This is a genomic window from Undibacterium sp. Ji49W, assembly GCF_049340205.1.
Taxonomy (GTDB): Bacteria; Pseudomonadota; Gammaproteobacteria; order Burkholderiales; family Burkholderiaceae_D; genus Undibacterium.
Genome location: NZ_JBMPOW010000032.1, coordinates 19255 through 35536 on the forward strand (window position 1 = coordinate 19255; position 16282 = coordinate 35536).

Below are 16282 nucleotides of genomic sequence, written 5' to 3' on the forward strand. Positions count from 1 at the left end.
GATGCAGGGATTTGCAATGCATGCCGAGCCAACCGCCGTTCTTAAAGTCTTGTCAGACCCAACCCGGCGCGCCATTTTTGAACGTTTGAGCAAAGGCGGCGAAATGACCGTACATGCCCTGACTGACCCGTCTGGCGTATCGCAACCGGCCATTTCCAAACATCTGAATGCGCTCAAGCAGGTTGGACTGGTACAGGGCCGGCGTGAAGGGCGCGAAACGTATTACAGCGCTGAACCGAAAGCACTGGCACCGCTCATGAACTGGATCAGTTTTTATTCGACTTTCTGGCATCACAAATTTGACCGTTTGGAAGACCTATTGAAAAGGATGGATCAATAATGCATACCGATAAGCTACAGAACGCCAATGACACCCAAACCGTGGTGGTAGAGCGCGAGATGCCGCATCCCCAGGAAAAAATCTGGCGGGCGCTGACGCAGGGTTACCTGATCGAAGAATGGTTGATGAAGAACGACTTCCAGGCCGTCGTCGGCCACCGCTTCACGCTCAGTGCAGACTGGGGCGTGGTGGATTGCCAGGTGCTGGTGGTAGAGCCCAACCAGGCATTGTCGTATGCGTGGGAAGCGATGGGCCTTAAAAGCGTCGTCACCTGGACACTTACCGCCACCAGCACAGGAACCCATCTGCGCATGGAACAGTCAGGCTTCCGCCCAGATCAGCAACAAGCCTTTCAGGGTGCAACATACGGCTGGCAAAAATTCTTCGCCAACCTCGAACGGGTGGCGGGTGGTCTGTCATGACCCGCGCGACCGCTTCGCATTGCCTGGGCGTGTTGACATATCTGTCCCTTTGAAAGTGCAACATGAAAAAAACCGACAAAGAACAAGATCAGCCTGCATCCGGTCCATCAGCATCTGAACTCATCACCGCCAAAATTGCCAGCCTGGGTGACTGGCGTGGCGAAACGCTGGGCAAAATGCGCCAGCTCATCAAGGCAGCAGACCCCGATGTCGTCGAAGAAGTCAAATGGATGGGCACGCCGGTGTGGTCACATGACGGCATCATCTGCACCGGCGAATCCTACAAGAGCGTGGTGAAGCTGACCTTTGCCAAAGGCGCATCGCTGCCCGACCCGGCACAACTTTTCAATTCCAGCCTGGACGGCAACGTACGCCGCGCCATCGATATCCATGCAGGCGAAGTGATCGACGAAACCGCCTTCAAGACCCTGATACAGGCAGCAATTACCCTGAACAGTTCGGCCAAGAAAAAACCGGCAAAAAAAGCCAAAACCTGAATACCTGGCCTGCAATTTTATTCAAGACCCGCAGGCCGTGACCTGTCAGGCTGATGCTTTTCCATTGATGGTGAGGCGGATGATGCGGCAAATGATGTCAGTCAGATTATTGGGATATGTGTATTTGGCGCTGGCGATGATCCTGGTCGGCAGCACGGTGGTGGCCAGCAAGCTCATTGCATCGGGTTTGCCAGTATTCACCGCCACGGCACTACGCTTTGCGATTGCTTTCCCCTGCTTTTTGCTGATGATGCGGGTCACAGGCACCCGTCTTCCAGGGCCGGGCAAATACAATAAGCATGACTGCATCATCCTGCTATTGCAGGCAGGTGCCGGCAGCCTGGGTTACACCACCCTGCTCATCAGCGGCCTGCACCTGACATCGGCGGCGGATGCGGGTGTCATTATCGGCACCCTGCCCATAGTGTCTGCCGCCATCGCCATCGTGTTGCTGGGCGAAAGACCGCAACGCTTCCTGTTGCTGGCCGTGGTGCTGGCCGGTGCGGGCGTGTTGTCGATTGCCTTTGACGGAAATGCCAACGGCCACCATTCGCTGACCGGCAATGCGCTGATCTTGTGCGCCGTTATTTGCGAAGGCCTGTTCATCCTACTCAACAAGCGTTTGAAAACCGCCATCCCGCCGCTGGCCTTGTCCACCATCATGACGGGCCTGGGCCTTGCACTCTCCATCATCCCTGCCCTGTTTGAAATGCCCTGGAACACCCACATCAGCAGCGATGCAATGATGGTTGCCGCCTGGGCTACCGTGTATTACGCGCTGGTGCCGACCGTGGCTGGTTTCCTGCTGTGGTATGCCGGTGCCGCCCGCGTCAGCGGCAGCGAAGCCGCCCTCTTCACCGCCCTGGCCCCGGTATCCGCCGTAATGCTGGCGATGGTGCTGCTGGGCGAACCTGTCAGCCGCAACCAGCTCATCGGCATAGTCTGCGTGCTGATCGCCATAGGGGGTATGAGTTTGGTGGGTAAGCCAGGCAATAAGTAGGGTGCCGGATGGTCGCAAGACAGGCCGTTTTTAAACACGTCACGACCGTTTTTGGGAGATGGTGCGCGCAGCGCACCCTACGAAAAACGTAAAATTGCTACGGAGTAGTGTATGCGCCATGCGCACCATCCATATCCGCACATCCAATAGCCTGCAGATGGTGGCACACATCATAATTTCATACATATGGATACTTCACGCCCACACAAATCCGTTTATGATTGACACCATACCTACATCTCCCCACAAGGCACCTCTATGTCCAAGCCCCGCAAAACCTTCCTGGCCATGACCCTGCTGGCCGCATTTGGCCTGCACAGCACAGCAAGGGCAGATGATTTATCAGCGACCGAGCAAAAAATTGTCGCCGCCGTGCAGGCGCGGTCTGACGCCGCCCTGCAATTGCTGGAACGCAGTGTCAACATCAATAGCGGCACGCTGAACCATGAAGGCGTGCGTGCCGTCGGCAAGCTGTACCGGGCCGAGCTGGATGGCCTGGGTTTCAAAACCAGCTGGTCAGACATGCCAGCAGCCATGAACCGCGCCGGGCATTTGCTGGCAGAACGCGAAGGCACCCAGGGCAAGCGGGTACTGCTGATCGGCCATCTCGATACGGTATTTGAAAAAGACAGCCCGGTGCAATTGTGGAACAGGCAAGGTAACAAGGTACGTGGCCAGGGTGTGAACGACATGAAAGGCGGTGACGTCATCATCATCGAAGCCCTGCGTGCACTGCATGCCGTTGGCGCGCTGGACAATACCCGCATCCAGGTGATTTTTAGCGGCGATGAAGAAGCCGCCGGCCACCCCATCGCCATCTCACGTGCAGACCTGATCAATGCCGCCAAACGCAGCGACCTGGCACTGGCCTTTGAAGGCACGGCACTTGATGGCCAGGGCAATGCCACCGGCACCATAGGCCGCCGTGCATCGGGCGGTTTTGTGCTGGATGTCAAAGCCAAACAAGGCCATTCTGCCGCCGTATTTGGCCAAAATGGCTATGGCGCGATTTATGAAACCGCCCGCATTCTCAACAGCTTTCGCGAACAGTTGATCGAACCTGACCTCACCTTCAACCCCGGCAACATCGTCGGCGGGACAGAAATCAGCTATGACGACCAGGCCAGCAAGGGCACTGCCTTTGGCAAAACCAATGTCATCTCGCCGACTGCGCAGGTGCATGGTGACCTGCGTTATATCACCGCAGAACAGGGCAAGCGCGCCGCAGACCGCATGCGCGACATCGTCGCCAAAAACCTGCCAGGCACCACTGCCAGCATCAGTTTTTATGAAAACTACCCGCCCATGTCGCCCACCATCGGCAACCTGGCCCTGCTGGAAATCTATTCCAAAGCCAGCAAAGATGCCGGGCTGGGTCCTATAGGCCCTTTCCCACCGGGCTTGCGCGGTGCTGGCGACATCCAGTTCGTCGCCCCATTCGTCGATAGCCTGGACGGCCTCGGCGCCACCGGCAGCGGTTCCCATTCACCAGACGAAGACCTCGACATCAGTTCCATACAACGCGCTACCATCAGGACGGCGATTTATTTGTACAGGTTGACGCGCTGATGTAACAGCAATCATCTTGTCGATTGTTTGAGCGTGGCGGGCTAGTCTGCCGCCCCGGCGGGTAGTGATCTCCTACAATGCGGTTATAGATGACACTCGACAGGACGACCCGCCATGCATGCTTTCGCCAGACTTTGCCGCATATTGATTGGCTTGCTGGCTTCGTCTTTGCTGTTATGCAGCCCTGTGCTGGCGCAGACCAATCCCCATGATGGCTGGATAAGTACTCTTGCCTTACCCGGTTCGGCTGTCATATCCGACGCCCGCAAGCCCACACAGATCGTGCTGGCAGATGGCGATGCCAAAGTCGTGCAACTGGCTGCGCGTGATCTGGCGGCTGACCTGGAGCTTGTCACCGGGCGGCACGTACATATTAGCTCGCCCTCTGCCATCAAATCCACGTCACTGATACTGGTCGGCACGCTGGGTAAATCCCCACTGCTGGATCAACTGGTGACAGCGGGCAAGCTAGACATTGGCAACCTGCGCGGCGCGTGGGAAAGTTTTGTTATCGCCAGCGTCGCCGCACCCATGCCGGGTGTGGACAATGCCGTGGTCATTGTGGGCAGTGATGCACGTGGCACCGCCTTTGGCATTTATGAATTGTCACAAGCCATAGGCGTATCACCCTGGCACTGGTGGGCGGATGTGGCGCCGGAAAAGAAAGATGCCCTGTACTTGGCAGCAGGCACGCGGCGCTTTGGGCCGCCTTCGGTCAAGTATCGCGGCATTTTTATCAATGATGAAGACTGGGGCCTGCATGTGTGGGCGGCCAACAACTTTGAGCCAGAACACAAGGGCATAGGCCCCAAAACCTATGCCAAAGTGTTTGAACTATTGCTGCGCCTGAAGGCGAATACCCTGTGGCCTGCCATGCATGCAGTCAGCCCGCCTTTCAACCAACTGGCTGCCAATGCAGCGCTGGCGAATGACTATGGCATCGTCATGGGTTCATCACATGCTGAACCCATGCTGCGCAATAATGTCGGCGAATGGAAGGCCGCGCCGGAAAGCTATAACTACGTCAGCAATGCAGACGGCGTGCGCGCTTATTGGGAAGAACGCCTGCGCAGCAATGGCGGCTATGAAAACATTTACACCCTGGGTATGCGCGGCATCCATGATTCCAAAATGCAGGGGCCAAAGACTGATACTGAACGCAGACAGGTGCTGGAAACCATCTTTAGCGACCAGCGCCGCTTGTTGAACAAATACGTGAACGCCGACATCAATCAGGTACCGCAGGTATTTTGCGCGTATAAAGAAGTGCTACCCCTGTACCGCCAGGGTTTGCGCGTGCCGGATGATGTCACCATCATCTGGCCGGATGATAATTTTGCTTATGTGCGCAGCTTTGCTACTGCCGAAGAAAGCAAGCGTGCCGGTGGCTTTGGCGTGTATTACCACCTGTCTTACCTGGGCGCACCTTTGTCTTACCTGTGGCTGGGCACCACGCCACCGGCACTGATCTGGGAAGAAATGAGCAAGTCTTACGACAACGGTGCCCGTAACATATGGATCGCCAATGTCGGCGACCTGAAGCCGGCAGAAATAGGCACAGAATTCTTTTTGCAAATGGCCTGGGACATGCAACGCTGGCCGCTGGCACAACTGCCCAGCTACCTTCAAACCTGGGCCACGCGTGAATTTGGCGCAGCGCAGTCAGCAGAGATTGCCGCCATCATGGCCGAGTATTACCAGTTGAATTATCAGCGCAAGCCGGAACACCTGCAATGGTGGCTGCCAAAAGAAAGCCCGCGCCCGAGCGCACTAAGCCCTGACGAAATCACACAAAGGCTGGCGGCATTTACGCAATTGCAAAGCCGCGTTGGCATAGTTGGCAAGCAACTGCACGCCGACCAACAGGATGCATTTTTTGAACTGGTAGCTTACCCCGTGCAGGCATCGGCCCTGGCGAATCTGCGTTATTTTGAAACCGAACGCGGCAACCGTGCTGCGGCCATCAACGCCGACCAGCAACTGCAAGCCATCAACGCCCACTGGAATGGCCCACTGGCAGGCGGTAAATGGCGCGGCATCATGGCGGCAGAACCGGCAGATGATCAGTGGAAATCCATGCGTATCAGCAAATGGCAGCCGCCTGCGACAGATACGATGACAGCAGCATCGGCAACACCCGCAACACCACCCACATCAACAACAATCGCCTTGGAAGCAGAACAATTCCAGCATCAGCGTGCCGCCGCTGCCATGCGCTGGGAAATGATACCTGGCCTGGGCCGCACCGGTGCCGGTTCGATGGCCCTGTTCCCCACCACTGCCAGCTCCATACCGCTGGCGCTGGCGGCAAGCGCAGCACCACGCCTCGATTACGCATTTACGCTGGACGATGCCACCAGCGCCGACAGTTACCAGTTTTCCGCCTACCTCATCCCCACCCATGCCTTGAGTGGCACGGTACTGGAGTTGGCTATCAGTATTGATGATGGCGCACCGCAACTGGTACAACTCGATGTCAAAGATGGCAGTGCCGACTGGGCGCAGGCGGTATTGAATGCCACCCGCATCGTCAGCGCCCCGGTGGGCACGCTGGCGGCAGGCAAGCATCAATTGCATGTGTATGGCATACGGCCCGGCATCGTGGTGGACAAGATTGTGCTGCACCAGGGCAAGCTGTCATCTGGCTATCTGGGGCCGGTAAACATAAGCAGGAATTAACCGACGCCCATAACGTAGTAAGAATAGACGGCAGATATGGCAATAGCTGCCGCCATTACCATCCATACAATTGCAGTCATAAAGGCCGTTACAATTAATTTTTAAAAATAACTTGCTATTAGATAGTGCACTATATATTATGTGAAGCATGAAAACGCCCAACACCAAATCCATGCCAGTACCGCAGCTCGGTGATCAGTTGTGTTTTGCCTTGTATTCGACCTCACTGGCAATGAACAAGCTGTATCGCAAGCTGTTGAAGGACTTGGGCATCACCTATTCGCAGTATCTGGTGCTGATGGTGTTGTGGGAGCAGGATGCGCAAACCGTGAATGACATCGGTGCCCGTCTGATACTGGATTCAGCCACCCTGACACCTTTGCTGAAACGCATGGAAGCGCAGGAACTGATCACCCGTGTCCGGGCCGCCAGCGATGAAAGACAGGTCATCATTTCGCTGACCAAAGCTGGCAATGACATGCGCAAGGCGGCATCTGCCCTGCCTGTGTCGGTGATGTGTGCGACAGAATGTTCGTCCGACCAGATCAAGGGTTTGAAAGAAGAAATCCTGGCCTTGCGGGAAGCGATTTTGAAGAATGCCTGACGGGTGGAAGATGCAGTAGCAGTAGGTACGATTAGCAAAGCGTAATCGTACGAATGTGAAGTACGAATGTGAAGTACGAATGTGAAGTACGAATGTGAAGTACGAATGTGAAGTACGAATGTGAAGTACGAATGTGATGTACGAATGTGATGTACGAATGTGATGTACGAATGTGATGTACGAATGTGATGTACGAATGTGAGTCAAGGTTTGCGATATTTAAATGCCGATTTGAAGTACCTTCGTGATTTTCAGGCACAACATGCGTGCGATTACGCTACGCTAATCTCACCTACGCAGGTTGGTTTCTTGACGAATGCAAGGTAGTTTTTAGCAAGTGCGATTGTTGCATTTATATAGCTAGCTATTTAATAGCAATCTACTTATGTGGAATTACAAAGAATGGCTGCAAGAGCAGGCAAGTGTGTCATCAGTTTAACTACTTGCCTCATATCATTTATGTAGCTCACTATTTATTTTGTAGCGATTTAAATTCAAGAAAAAATGCAGTAAAAGTAGCAACAGCAGCAGCAGTAAAACCAGCAACGCCAGCAACGCCAGCAACACCGTAGCAAACCCATGTGTTTTATTTTCGCAGCCATACCGGCTGCACAAACTGAAAGGAAATTGTATGTCTATAGCCCAAGTTCTCTATCGTGCCTATGCCAAAGCCACCGGTGGCCGTGATGGCCGTGCTGTTTCTTCGGATGGCGTACTGGATATCAAGCTGTCTACCCCTAAAGAATTGGGTGGCGCGGGCGGCGCGGCCACCAATCCTGAACAATTGTTTGCTGCCGGTTATTCAGCCTGTTTTCTGGGTGCGATGAAATTTGTCGGCCAGCGCGACAAGATCGCCATTCCGGCAGATGTTGAAGTCAATGGCAGTGTCGGCATCGGTGCGATACCACAAGGTTTCGGCATAGAAGTTGAACTGAAGATCAGCCTGCCCGGCATGGACAAAACCGTGGCCGAAGACCTGATCGCCCGCGCCCATATTGTCTGCCCGTATTCCAATGCAACGCGCAATAACATCGACGTCACATTGACACTGGTGTAAGCCTCACATATCGCAACCCCATCCATCATCACAGGACATACCATGAAACACTTGAAGACCATGCTGGCAGCGACTGCCATCAGCTTATCCATCACCAACGCCTTCGCCGCTGGCAGCCCAGGCGTCGAACCAACTACCCAGGCCTTTCTGGAAGCCTTGCAGGCCGGTGGTGGCAAGCCGCTGGAACAACTGCCTGTCGCTGATGCGCGTGCCGTACTGGTCGGCGCGCAGGCTGGTGTGAAGCTGACTTTGCCAAAGGCTGATGTCTCTGAAAAAACCGTCAAGCTCAACGGCAGCGATGTCAGGCTGACCATCGTGCGCCCGGCTGGTGTCAAGAAAATCTTGCCTGCGTTCATGTTCTTCCACGGTGGTGGCTGGGTGCTGGGCGATTATCCTACCCATGAACGTCTGGTACGTGATCTGGTGGCACAGTCTGGTGCAGTCGCCGTGTTTGTGAATTACACACCATCACCAGAGGCCGGTTATGGCGTCGCCATACAGCAGGCGTATGCAGCGACCAAATGGGTAGCAGAGCATGGCAAAGAAATCCAGGTGGATGGTAGCCGCCTGGCAGTAGCAGGCAATAGTGTAGGCGGCAATATGGCAGCCGTGGTCAGCCTGATGGCGAAAGAAAAAGGCGAACCCAAACTGCGTTCACAGGTCTTGCTGTGGCCAGTGACGGATGCCAGTTTCGACAATGCGTCTTACCAGCAGTTTGCCGATGGCCATTTCCTGACCCGCAATATGATGAAATGGTTTTGGGACAATTACACCACCGATCAGGCAAAGCGCAAGGAAATCTACGCATCGCCGCTGCAAGCCAGCACCGAGCAATTAAAGGGATTGCCACCAACACTGATACAAACCGCAGAATTTGACGTGCTGCGTGATGAAGGTGAAGCGTATGGCCAGAAACTGGCCGGTGCCGGTGTGGCCGTCACTACCGTCCGCTACAAAGGCATGATTCACGACTTTGGCTTGTTGAATGTGTTAAGCACAGTACCGGCAGTACGTTCGGCGATGTTGCAGGCAGGGGCTGAGTTGCAACTGCGTTTGAAATAATAGCCTGACAAATACAGCAGATACATCACGCCAGCCATGTTGTATCTGCTGATTTTTCAGCATTCATTTCATCATTTCATGCTACTGAATTCAAGTGGAAGTGGCGATGAAATTATCGAGACGTATTCGAGACGCATTCGCAATCAAGAAAAAAATAAACTCTTAAAAAATAGCGCACATGTCTTTACATGTTTCTTCATAGCCTTTTGGATCAGTCAATATTTTCTTTTTCAAATCATCATCGTCATCTATTTCGTCGAGCAGTCTGTCAGTATTGTCGATGCGCTGATTCTTAAACTCATCACTGTCTTTTCCAGCAGCACCACTTAACTCATGGATACCAAATTTCTCGGGATCGATGATATCTTCAGGGTCAATCTTGTCACCCTCCACTTGCTGGCTCTTCAACACCAGAGACGGAATAAATTCATGGTTGCGCAAGGACTCCAGAGCATACAGATACTTGAAGTGTTCACTTCCCCCACCAACTGTTGGATAGAGATTATTTTCAGTCAGGCTGGCATAGCTGCTTTTCCCTTTGGTTCCCACCAGAGAAACATGAGTAACCGCCAGCAAATCCTTGTAAGTGCGCAGATTGCTTTGGTTGGCTACATTAACAGAAAAATGTACTTGGCCAATCGAAAAATGAGCTGTGAACCGAGCATTACTGTTTCTGTCAATCACATTGGTAAACATCTTTTTTAAGATAAGGTGCAAATCGTTGACCTTGTTTCCCTTATTTTGTTTCGCTTTCTTTAAAATGCCTTTAGAAACTTCAAAAATTCCCGTGATGCGTTTGAGTTTCGTAGAATTTATCTTAGAACGCCTGCCTCTTACTGATTGTGATTTTCGTATGTGCTCAAGAACAAAATCCGATTTTTTTATTTTCTTTTTATCGTCTGGTGCAGGAACCTCTACCAGGGCCTTCTTCTCTTTATCATAGATATAGTGCCTGTTTGGGTCATCCATTTTTTCCCGCATCTCTTTTGGATCGATGCCTTCCAGGCTAATCGCATTCTTATACGGGGCTGATCTGGCCGTTTTTAGTTTATGGACAATACGCTGCACGGGCACGTGCTCATACTGTCGATCGGCTCCAGGCGATGAAGCGGGCTGCGCGCTGATCTGCCTTTGCGCGACTCGTTGTTGCTGTATGGCCCCACCCTGGCTCAGTGCCCTGGCCCCCATGATATCGGCTTCCTGTTCCAGCCCGGCATCATCATTGACGGCGACACCCTGTTTGATCGTAAGCGTGGGGCGAACCCTGCCTTGTGCCTGTTGCACCACATGCCAGGCTTCATGCGGCAAGTGCTGTTCTTGCCCGGGTGCCAGGTGGATGGCATTGCCCTGGGCAAAGGCATGCGCCTTTAACTGGGCGGGTTTGGGTGAATTGTAATGCACGCGCACATGGTCCATGCGCATGCCGGACAAAGCTTCTATGCCTGCTTTTAACTGGACTGGCAAGCCATTCGCCTGCGCCGCAGATGCGATAGGTTTGGCTTCCTTGCCTGATTTGCCCTGCTCCATCAACTGGGCACAGGCTTGCAACCGCAGCGCCTGCGGGCTTTGGTTGGCCATCTGCTGTAACTTCCTTTGTGCAATGGCTGCGGGTCGCTGATCGTTGATGCTGGCAAGCACAGCCTGCCTTTGCCGCAGGTCAACACCTGCCATAGCTCTGGGCTGGCGGGGTTCCGCTTTGGCGAAAAGTGGTGCTTTCATGATGGCACGGGGGAATTGTACAAATGACGACGGTCAGACAACACATTACAACATGATCAATGTTGCAACAAGCATTAATTCAAGCGCTAATTCAAGCGCTAATTCAAACACTAATTTAAGCACTAATTCAAGCGGTATAAGAAGCCTGCTCGTATGAAGGGTAAAGAGCGAAGAATTGCTGCATTACAACGTGTATTGCAGCGTGCATGGCAGTGTTAAATACTGCGTTTCATTGCAGCTTTTTGTGCTTTTCTTTCTTCAACTCTTTCTGGCAATCGGCATAATTGGAAAATTCATAGATCACCCCGACCCCGCCCTGATGGATGGTTTCGGCCTGGGCATAGACGATGATGTTCATGATATCGTCGGGCAAATCGTTCACTGTTTCGCCAATAGCCCACAGGTAACCATAGCTGACTGAGCCTTCTTTCAGACCTACCATCCAGTATTGCGGTTTTCTGCGATAGACGTCGGCGCGAATGGCTTCTTTTTTCTTGCTGGGTTTGCCGTATTGTTCTTGCAGGCTGGCAGCGATGCGGTCTGCCGCCGCTCTGATCTGCTCGCCATTGCCATTGACGGTACCAAAGCGGGCAAAGGCACCTATCTTGCATACGCCACTCAAGGGTGTGGCCACGGCAAAATAATCAGAAAAATCTGCCATGGCTTGTGGTGGCTTGCCGGTGTACAAATGCCTCACTTTATCTGATGCGGTATAAGCCAGCTTGTCGGTCAGCTCGGCTTCAGTGATGCCCATGGCCAGGCCTTGCGGGCCTTTGTATGCAAGCGCGGTGGCTGGCTGGGTGGTCGCGGCACTGCTTGAAGGCGCAGTTGTAGCGATTGATGCGGACGTGGCAGATGCCTGGGCCAGGGGGTTTCCGGCATCAGATGCTGCAGGCTTTTGGCAGCCTGCAGCAGCAATCAGTAAGAATGCCATCACCGTATTGCGCAGCATTGCCAGTGGGCGGTGTCGCTGTTTAAATATCATTTAAGGCAGCGACCTTTGCTGTGTGCCAATGGTGGCGATTGATAAGTGGCCGCTTCATGTGATGGATGCGATGGATGCCATAGCTGATTATAAATTGCTCGCCTTGGCTTTTTGGAATTCCTTTTCGCAATCATTGAAATTCGTCAATTCATAGCTGGCACCTACACTTCCGGTGTCAATAGTATGCGCCTTGACGCTGATTACAATCGAACTAATATTATTTGGCAAGGGTGCAGCATCTTTTTCTCTGACCCATTCATAGCCATAACTAATGGAATGTTCTTTCAAGCCCAGCATCCAGAATTGTGGATTCCTGCGGTAAGTATCATCCAAAAAAGTATGAAATTTATTGCTTGGTTTACCGTATTTTTGTTCCATCAACGACGCTAAATTATCCGCAGCCTCCCTCAGCCGATCACCACTACCATTGAGGGATGAGAGCGCGATGGTACCAGCTATCTTACAGACACCAGCAACAGGTGTAGCAATCACATAGTAATCAGTAAACCCAGGGACAAGCTTGGGTGGAGTCCCTATATAAAAATGCGATGCTTCTTCAATAGTGGCAAAGCCAAAACGCTCACGCATTTCTTTTTCGCTAATACCCATTGCAAGCCCAAACGGACCGTCATAGGTTTTGGTTGCAGGCTTGCCAGTTGTCGCGGTTGTTGCTGCGGCAGCGGATGAAGAAGTCTGGATTTTTGGTTCTTCATGCTTTTGGCAGGCGACCAGACTGGCGGCAGCAGCTATCGATATCGTCGTAAAAAGATGTCGATGGAATGCTGGTTTCATTCTTTTCATTATGGGTATTTTTTTGATTTATCTTGGAACTACGCGACAATTCTGCATGGGTGGCAGACATCAATTAGATGATAAACAGGCATAAATTGCAACGCCTTTCCTTTAAACAATCATCGATGCCTTATTCTTTATCCAGCGGCAGGCGTGTCATTAAAAAACTCAGGAATGCAGCAACACGCGGTGCGATGGCTTCCTGTTTATAAAACACAGCCCACACCGGCTGCGACCAGGGCAAAGCCTTGCTGGCCAATACCGGCACCAGGCGGCCATGGGCGCGATCTGCTGTGGTCATAAAATCTGCCAGACAGACAATGCCTGCCCCGCTCAACGCCAGGTGGCGCAGGGTTTCACCGTTTGATGCGCTGACTGCTGCATCGATCACCAGACCGCCCTGCCTGCCCAGAGGATCAAAATCGGGATCAAAATCAGGACCAGGATGAGAATTGGAATTTGCAGTTGAACCGGCCAGCGGCCAAGTGTTCAGGCTGGCAGGTGTGGTAAAGCCCAGCAGGCGATGGTGTTGCAGGTCGCTCACTTCTTTCGGTTCGCCATGGCGCGCCAGATAATGCGGCGCTGCCACCACACGCAGGCGGCTATTGCCAAGGCGACGTGCATGCATGCTGGAATCGGTCAGGTTACCGATGCGTATGGCAAGGTCGGCCCGTTCTTCGATCAGGTCAACAAAGGTTTCACCGCTGACCAGTTCCAGCCTTATCAACGGATAGGCATCCATAAAATCAGCCACCAGTGGTGCCAGCAGATGATCCAGCGTGGGCGTGGCTGCGTTGACCCTGACCAGGCCAGAGGGTTGTGACAGCCTGGCCGTTAATTGATCTTCGGTATCTTGCAGGTCGGCCAGCAGCTTCCTCGCCCTTTGCAGGAGCCAGGTGCCCTCTTCCGTCAAATCCAGACGGCGTGTGGTGCGGGTCATGAGAGTCATGCCCAGCTGTGTTTCCAGCCGCGACATGCTGCGGCTGATGCCGGACGGCGTCTGCCCCAGCCGCTCTGCCGCCGCAGAAAACGAGCCGGTATCAACAACAGCAACAAAGGCTGTGAGGGTATCAAAACTCAACACTTGTGACTCCCAGTCAAAAGTCTAGTGTAACCGCAGGCATTTTTCTTTGCAGCAGCAAGTTGCACACTGGCGGCTTTTAATAGAACTCATTTCATCAACAGGGATGTGTTCTGACCAATCAGGAGCCACTATGCCTCTCGCCTTATGGGCGCTCACCCTCAGCGCCTTTGCCATCGGTACGACAGAATTTGTGATTGTCGGCCTGATTCCCACCATTGCCGACAGCCTGCAGGTGTCGGTTCCTTCGGCTGGCCTGCTGGTCAGCCTGTATGCCATGGGTGTTGCCATTGGCGCACCAGTCCTGACGGCATTGACTGGCCGCCTGCCACGCAAGCAATTGCTGCTGGGTCTGATGGCCTTGTTCACCATCGGTAACCTGGTCGCCTGGATGGCCCCCGGCTACTATGCGCTGATGGCCGCCCGTGTCCTGACTGGGCTGGCCCACGGTGTGTTCTTTTCTATCGGGTCTACCATCGCCACCAGCCTGGTCCCCAAAGAAAAAGCCGCCAGCGCCATTGCCCTGATGTTTACCGGCCTGACCGTGGCGCTGGTGACAGGCGTGCCACTGGGCACCTTCATCGGTCAGCATTTTGGCTGGCAGGCAACCTTTCTGGCTGTGTCTTTGCTGGGTGTGATTGCCTTTATCGGCAGCTGGATACTGATACCCGGCCATATTGCCAGCGCTGTCCCGGCTTCATTACTGACCCAACTGGCGGTTCTGAAAAAGCCACGCCTGTTGCTGGTGTATGCCATGACGGCGCTGGGGTATGGTGGCACTTTTATCGCATTTACGTATCTGGCACCAATACTGCAAGACATCAGCGGGTTTTCACCTTCGGCCGTGGGTCTGGTGATGCTGGTGTATGGGGTATCGGTTTCCGTGGGCAATATCTGGGGTGGCAAACTGGCCGATAAAAAAGGTCCGATACGTGCCCTGCAAATTATTTTTGCGCTGCTGGCCCTGGTCTTGCTGGTACTGACCTTCACTGCACACAACAAGTGGCTGGCATTGCTGACAGTATTGGCCTGGGGTGCGGTTGCCTTTGGCAATGTGCCTGGCTTACAAGTGTATGTGGTACAGCGTGCAGAACGCGATGCACCACAAGCCATTGATGTAGCGTCTGGCCTGAACATTGCTGCTTTCAACGTCGGCATAGCCGCCGGTGCCTGGGCCGGTGGCCTGATCGTCAGCCGGTTTGGCCTGATGACCACGCCGTGGATAGGGGCACTGGTGGTTGTCGGTGCCTGGGCCCTGACGACACTGGCAGGCCGCCTGGACCGGGCAGATGGTGTAGCGGATAAACCAGTCAACCTCGGTGCCGTGGCGATGCACTGATGTGGCAGGCAGCCGCTCGTCAAGTTCGAGATATCGTGTTTAAAACATCGTGTTTTAAATATTCTGTTTTGTATCTCAAACTTGGCAAACCGGGCAAGCGGCTGCCGTTAAAATTTTACTTTTACCCATGTTGAAGCGCTAAACTGGCAGTCAATCTCCAACGCTTATTGATGACGCCAACATGAAACGCATGTCTACCTATCGCCATCTGCTAACGCAGTACGCCCGGTTCTTGAAGTTTGCTGGCCTGGCCGCCATACTGGTCGGCACTACGGCAATCCGTGCAGAAGAAACAGCCCCCGCAACAGAATGCAGCAAACTCATCCCGTCTGAATATCAATGGCAGCCGCAAGACTGGTCGCAATTACACGCGGCCAGCCTGCCACGCGAGTTGCGCATATTCCCGAACCAGCAGCCAGGCTGCGAAGCGAACGGGACAATGTGCACGGCAGCAGAAAGCAACAGGCTGATAGGCGTGAATGTGGACGTGTATTTCAAAGATTCTGCCATCTGGAACAGGCCAGAACAATTGCTACCGTATATGGAGCTGGTCAACCGCTACTATCAGCAGGCGCGTATCGTCTTCCATTTCAGGTTCAAGCCTGCGAACGAGATACCAGCATGGACTGACAACATCAACCAGTTGTCCGTCATTTTTGCAGCGGCCATGCCCAATCCGGCGGGCACGGTTGCGGATGCCTTTGGCAATCTGCCGGCCGGTAAGGCGGTATTCAATGATGTGTTGATGAATCGTCCGGACAGACACGCCAATCGCTATTTCGCTATGGGCAAACCGCTCGGACATGAGCTAGGCCATGTGCTTGGCCTGGCGCATACGCAAGACAAGGTTTTGTTGATGACGCAGGGCACCTCACCACAGAATGCCCTCGTCATCACTCCGGAGCAGGCCCTGATCATGCGGGTAATGGCATTGCAGCGTTTTGGTGGCCTGTTTGAAGCGGTCAGTGCGTGTAATTAAGACGGTGGCAATAAAGAGTTAACTCAAATTGGTGCGCGTGGCGCATACATGGACGCCCCCCATTTGCAAGAGCATTTTCAAATTAAACCTGACGTAGTCGATTGCAGCCATACATTCGGTCTTTATTGCAGCCGCTTGATGACTGCTGACGCATGAT

Annotated in this window: 15 protein-coding genes; 11 read left to right on the forward strand and 4 right to left on the reverse strand. The window is 53.5% G+C overall.

Annotation, left to right across the window (positions count from 1 at the left end):
* Window positions 1-16: 16 nt before the first annotated feature.
* From ACO0LK_RS26495 to ACO0LK_RS26535, 9 genes are all read left to right on the forward strand, one after another.
* Window positions 17-340 carry an ArsR/SmtB family transcription factor gene (locus ACO0LK_RS26495; protein WP_422980502.1) on the forward strand — a complete coding sequence of 108 codons (324 nt, stop codon included), beginning with the start codon at window positions 17-19 and terminating at the stop codon, window positions 338-340.
* Complete coding sequence (locus tag ACO0LK_RS26500) at window positions 340-762, forward strand: SRPBCC family protein (RefSeq protein ID WP_422980504.1); 423 nt, start codon at window positions 340-342, stop codon at window positions 760-762. The genes ACO0LK_RS26495 and ACO0LK_RS26500 overlap by 1 nt, the downstream gene beginning before the upstream one ends.
* Window positions 763-824: 62 nt before the next feature.
* Window positions 825-1259, forward strand: a complete 435-nt coding sequence (locus tag ACO0LK_RS26505) for a DUF1801 domain-containing protein (protein ID WP_422980506.1) — start codon at window positions 825-827, stop codon at window positions 1257-1259.
* 94 nt (window positions 1260-1353) lie between these two features.
* Window positions 1354-2259, forward strand: coding sequence for a DMT family transporter (locus tag ACO0LK_RS26510; protein ID WP_422980508.1), 906 nt, complete (start codon window positions 1354-1356; stop codon window positions 2257-2259).
* Between the two features lie 258 nt (window positions 2260-2517).
* Entirely contained in the window at window positions 2518-3828 is a 1311-nt protein-coding gene (locus ACO0LK_RS26515; RefSeq protein ID WP_422980510.1) for a M20/M25/M40 family metallo-hydrolase, read from the forward strand.
* Between the two features lie 114 nt (window positions 3829-3942).
* Window positions 3943-6507, forward strand: coding sequence for a glycosyl hydrolase 115 family protein (locus ACO0LK_RS26520; RefSeq protein WP_422980512.1), 2565 nt, complete (start codon window positions 3943-3945; stop codon window positions 6505-6507).
* A 148-nt stretch (window positions 6508-6655) separates the two neighbouring features.
* The gene (locus ACO0LK_RS26525; RefSeq protein ID WP_422980514.1) at window positions 6656-7111 is read left to right on the forward strand and encodes a MarR family winged helix-turn-helix transcriptional regulator; all 456 of its coding nucleotides are present in this window, start codon (window positions 6656-6658) and stop codon (window positions 7109-7111) included.
* A 631-nt stretch (window positions 7112-7742) separates the two neighbouring features.
* Complete coding sequence (locus ACO0LK_RS26530) at window positions 7743-8168, forward strand: organic hydroperoxide resistance protein (RefSeq protein ID WP_186950680.1); 426 nt, start codon at window positions 7743-7745, stop codon at window positions 8166-8168.
* A gap of 42 nt (window positions 8169-8210) precedes the next feature.
* On the forward strand, window positions 8211-9230 hold the full coding sequence (locus ACO0LK_RS26535; RefSeq protein WP_422980516.1) for an alpha/beta hydrolase: 1020 nt from the start codon (window positions 8211-8213) through the stop codon (window positions 9228-9230).
* Window positions 9231-9392: 162 nt separating this feature from the next.
* Here ACO0LK_RS26535 and ACO0LK_RS26540 read toward each other — a convergent pair whose 3' ends face one another.
* The 4 genes from ACO0LK_RS26540 to ACO0LK_RS26555 form a co-directional block, all read right to left on the reverse strand.
* On the reverse strand, window positions 9393-10949 hold the full coding sequence (locus tag ACO0LK_RS26540; RefSeq protein WP_422980518.1) for a DUF4157 domain-containing protein: 1557 nt from the start codon (window positions 10947-10949) through the stop codon (window positions 9393-9395).
* A 229-nt stretch (window positions 10950-11178) separates the two neighbouring features.
* Complete coding sequence (locus tag ACO0LK_RS26545) at window positions 11179-11934, reverse strand: hypothetical protein (RefSeq protein ID WP_422980520.1); 756 nt, start codon at window positions 11932-11934, stop codon at window positions 11179-11181.
* 87 nt (window positions 11935-12021) lie between these two features.
* On the reverse strand, window positions 12022-12726 hold the full coding sequence (locus ACO0LK_RS26550) for a hypothetical protein (RefSeq protein WP_422980522.1): 705 nt from the start codon (window positions 12724-12726) through the stop codon (window positions 12022-12024).
* 130 nt (window positions 12727-12856) lie between these two features.
* Complete coding sequence (locus tag ACO0LK_RS26555) at window positions 12857-13810, reverse strand: LysR substrate-binding domain-containing protein (RefSeq protein WP_422980524.1); 954 nt, start codon at window positions 13808-13810, stop codon at window positions 12857-12859.
* Between the two features lie 130 nt (window positions 13811-13940).
* On the opposite strand from ACO0LK_RS26555, the gene ACO0LK_RS26560 reads away from it, so the two are divergent.
* Together ACO0LK_RS26560 and ACO0LK_RS26565 are read left to right on the forward strand one after the other, a co-directional pair.
* Window positions 13941-15146, forward strand: coding sequence for an MFS transporter (locus ACO0LK_RS26560; protein ID WP_422980526.1), 1206 nt, complete (start codon window positions 13941-13943; stop codon window positions 15144-15146).
* 181 nt (window positions 15147-15327) lie between these two features.
* On the forward strand, window positions 15328-16125 hold the full coding sequence (locus ACO0LK_RS26565) for a hypothetical protein (protein ID WP_422980528.1): 798 nt from the start codon (window positions 15328-15330) through the stop codon (window positions 16123-16125).
* The last annotated feature ends 157 nt before the right edge of the window (window positions 16126-16282 follow it).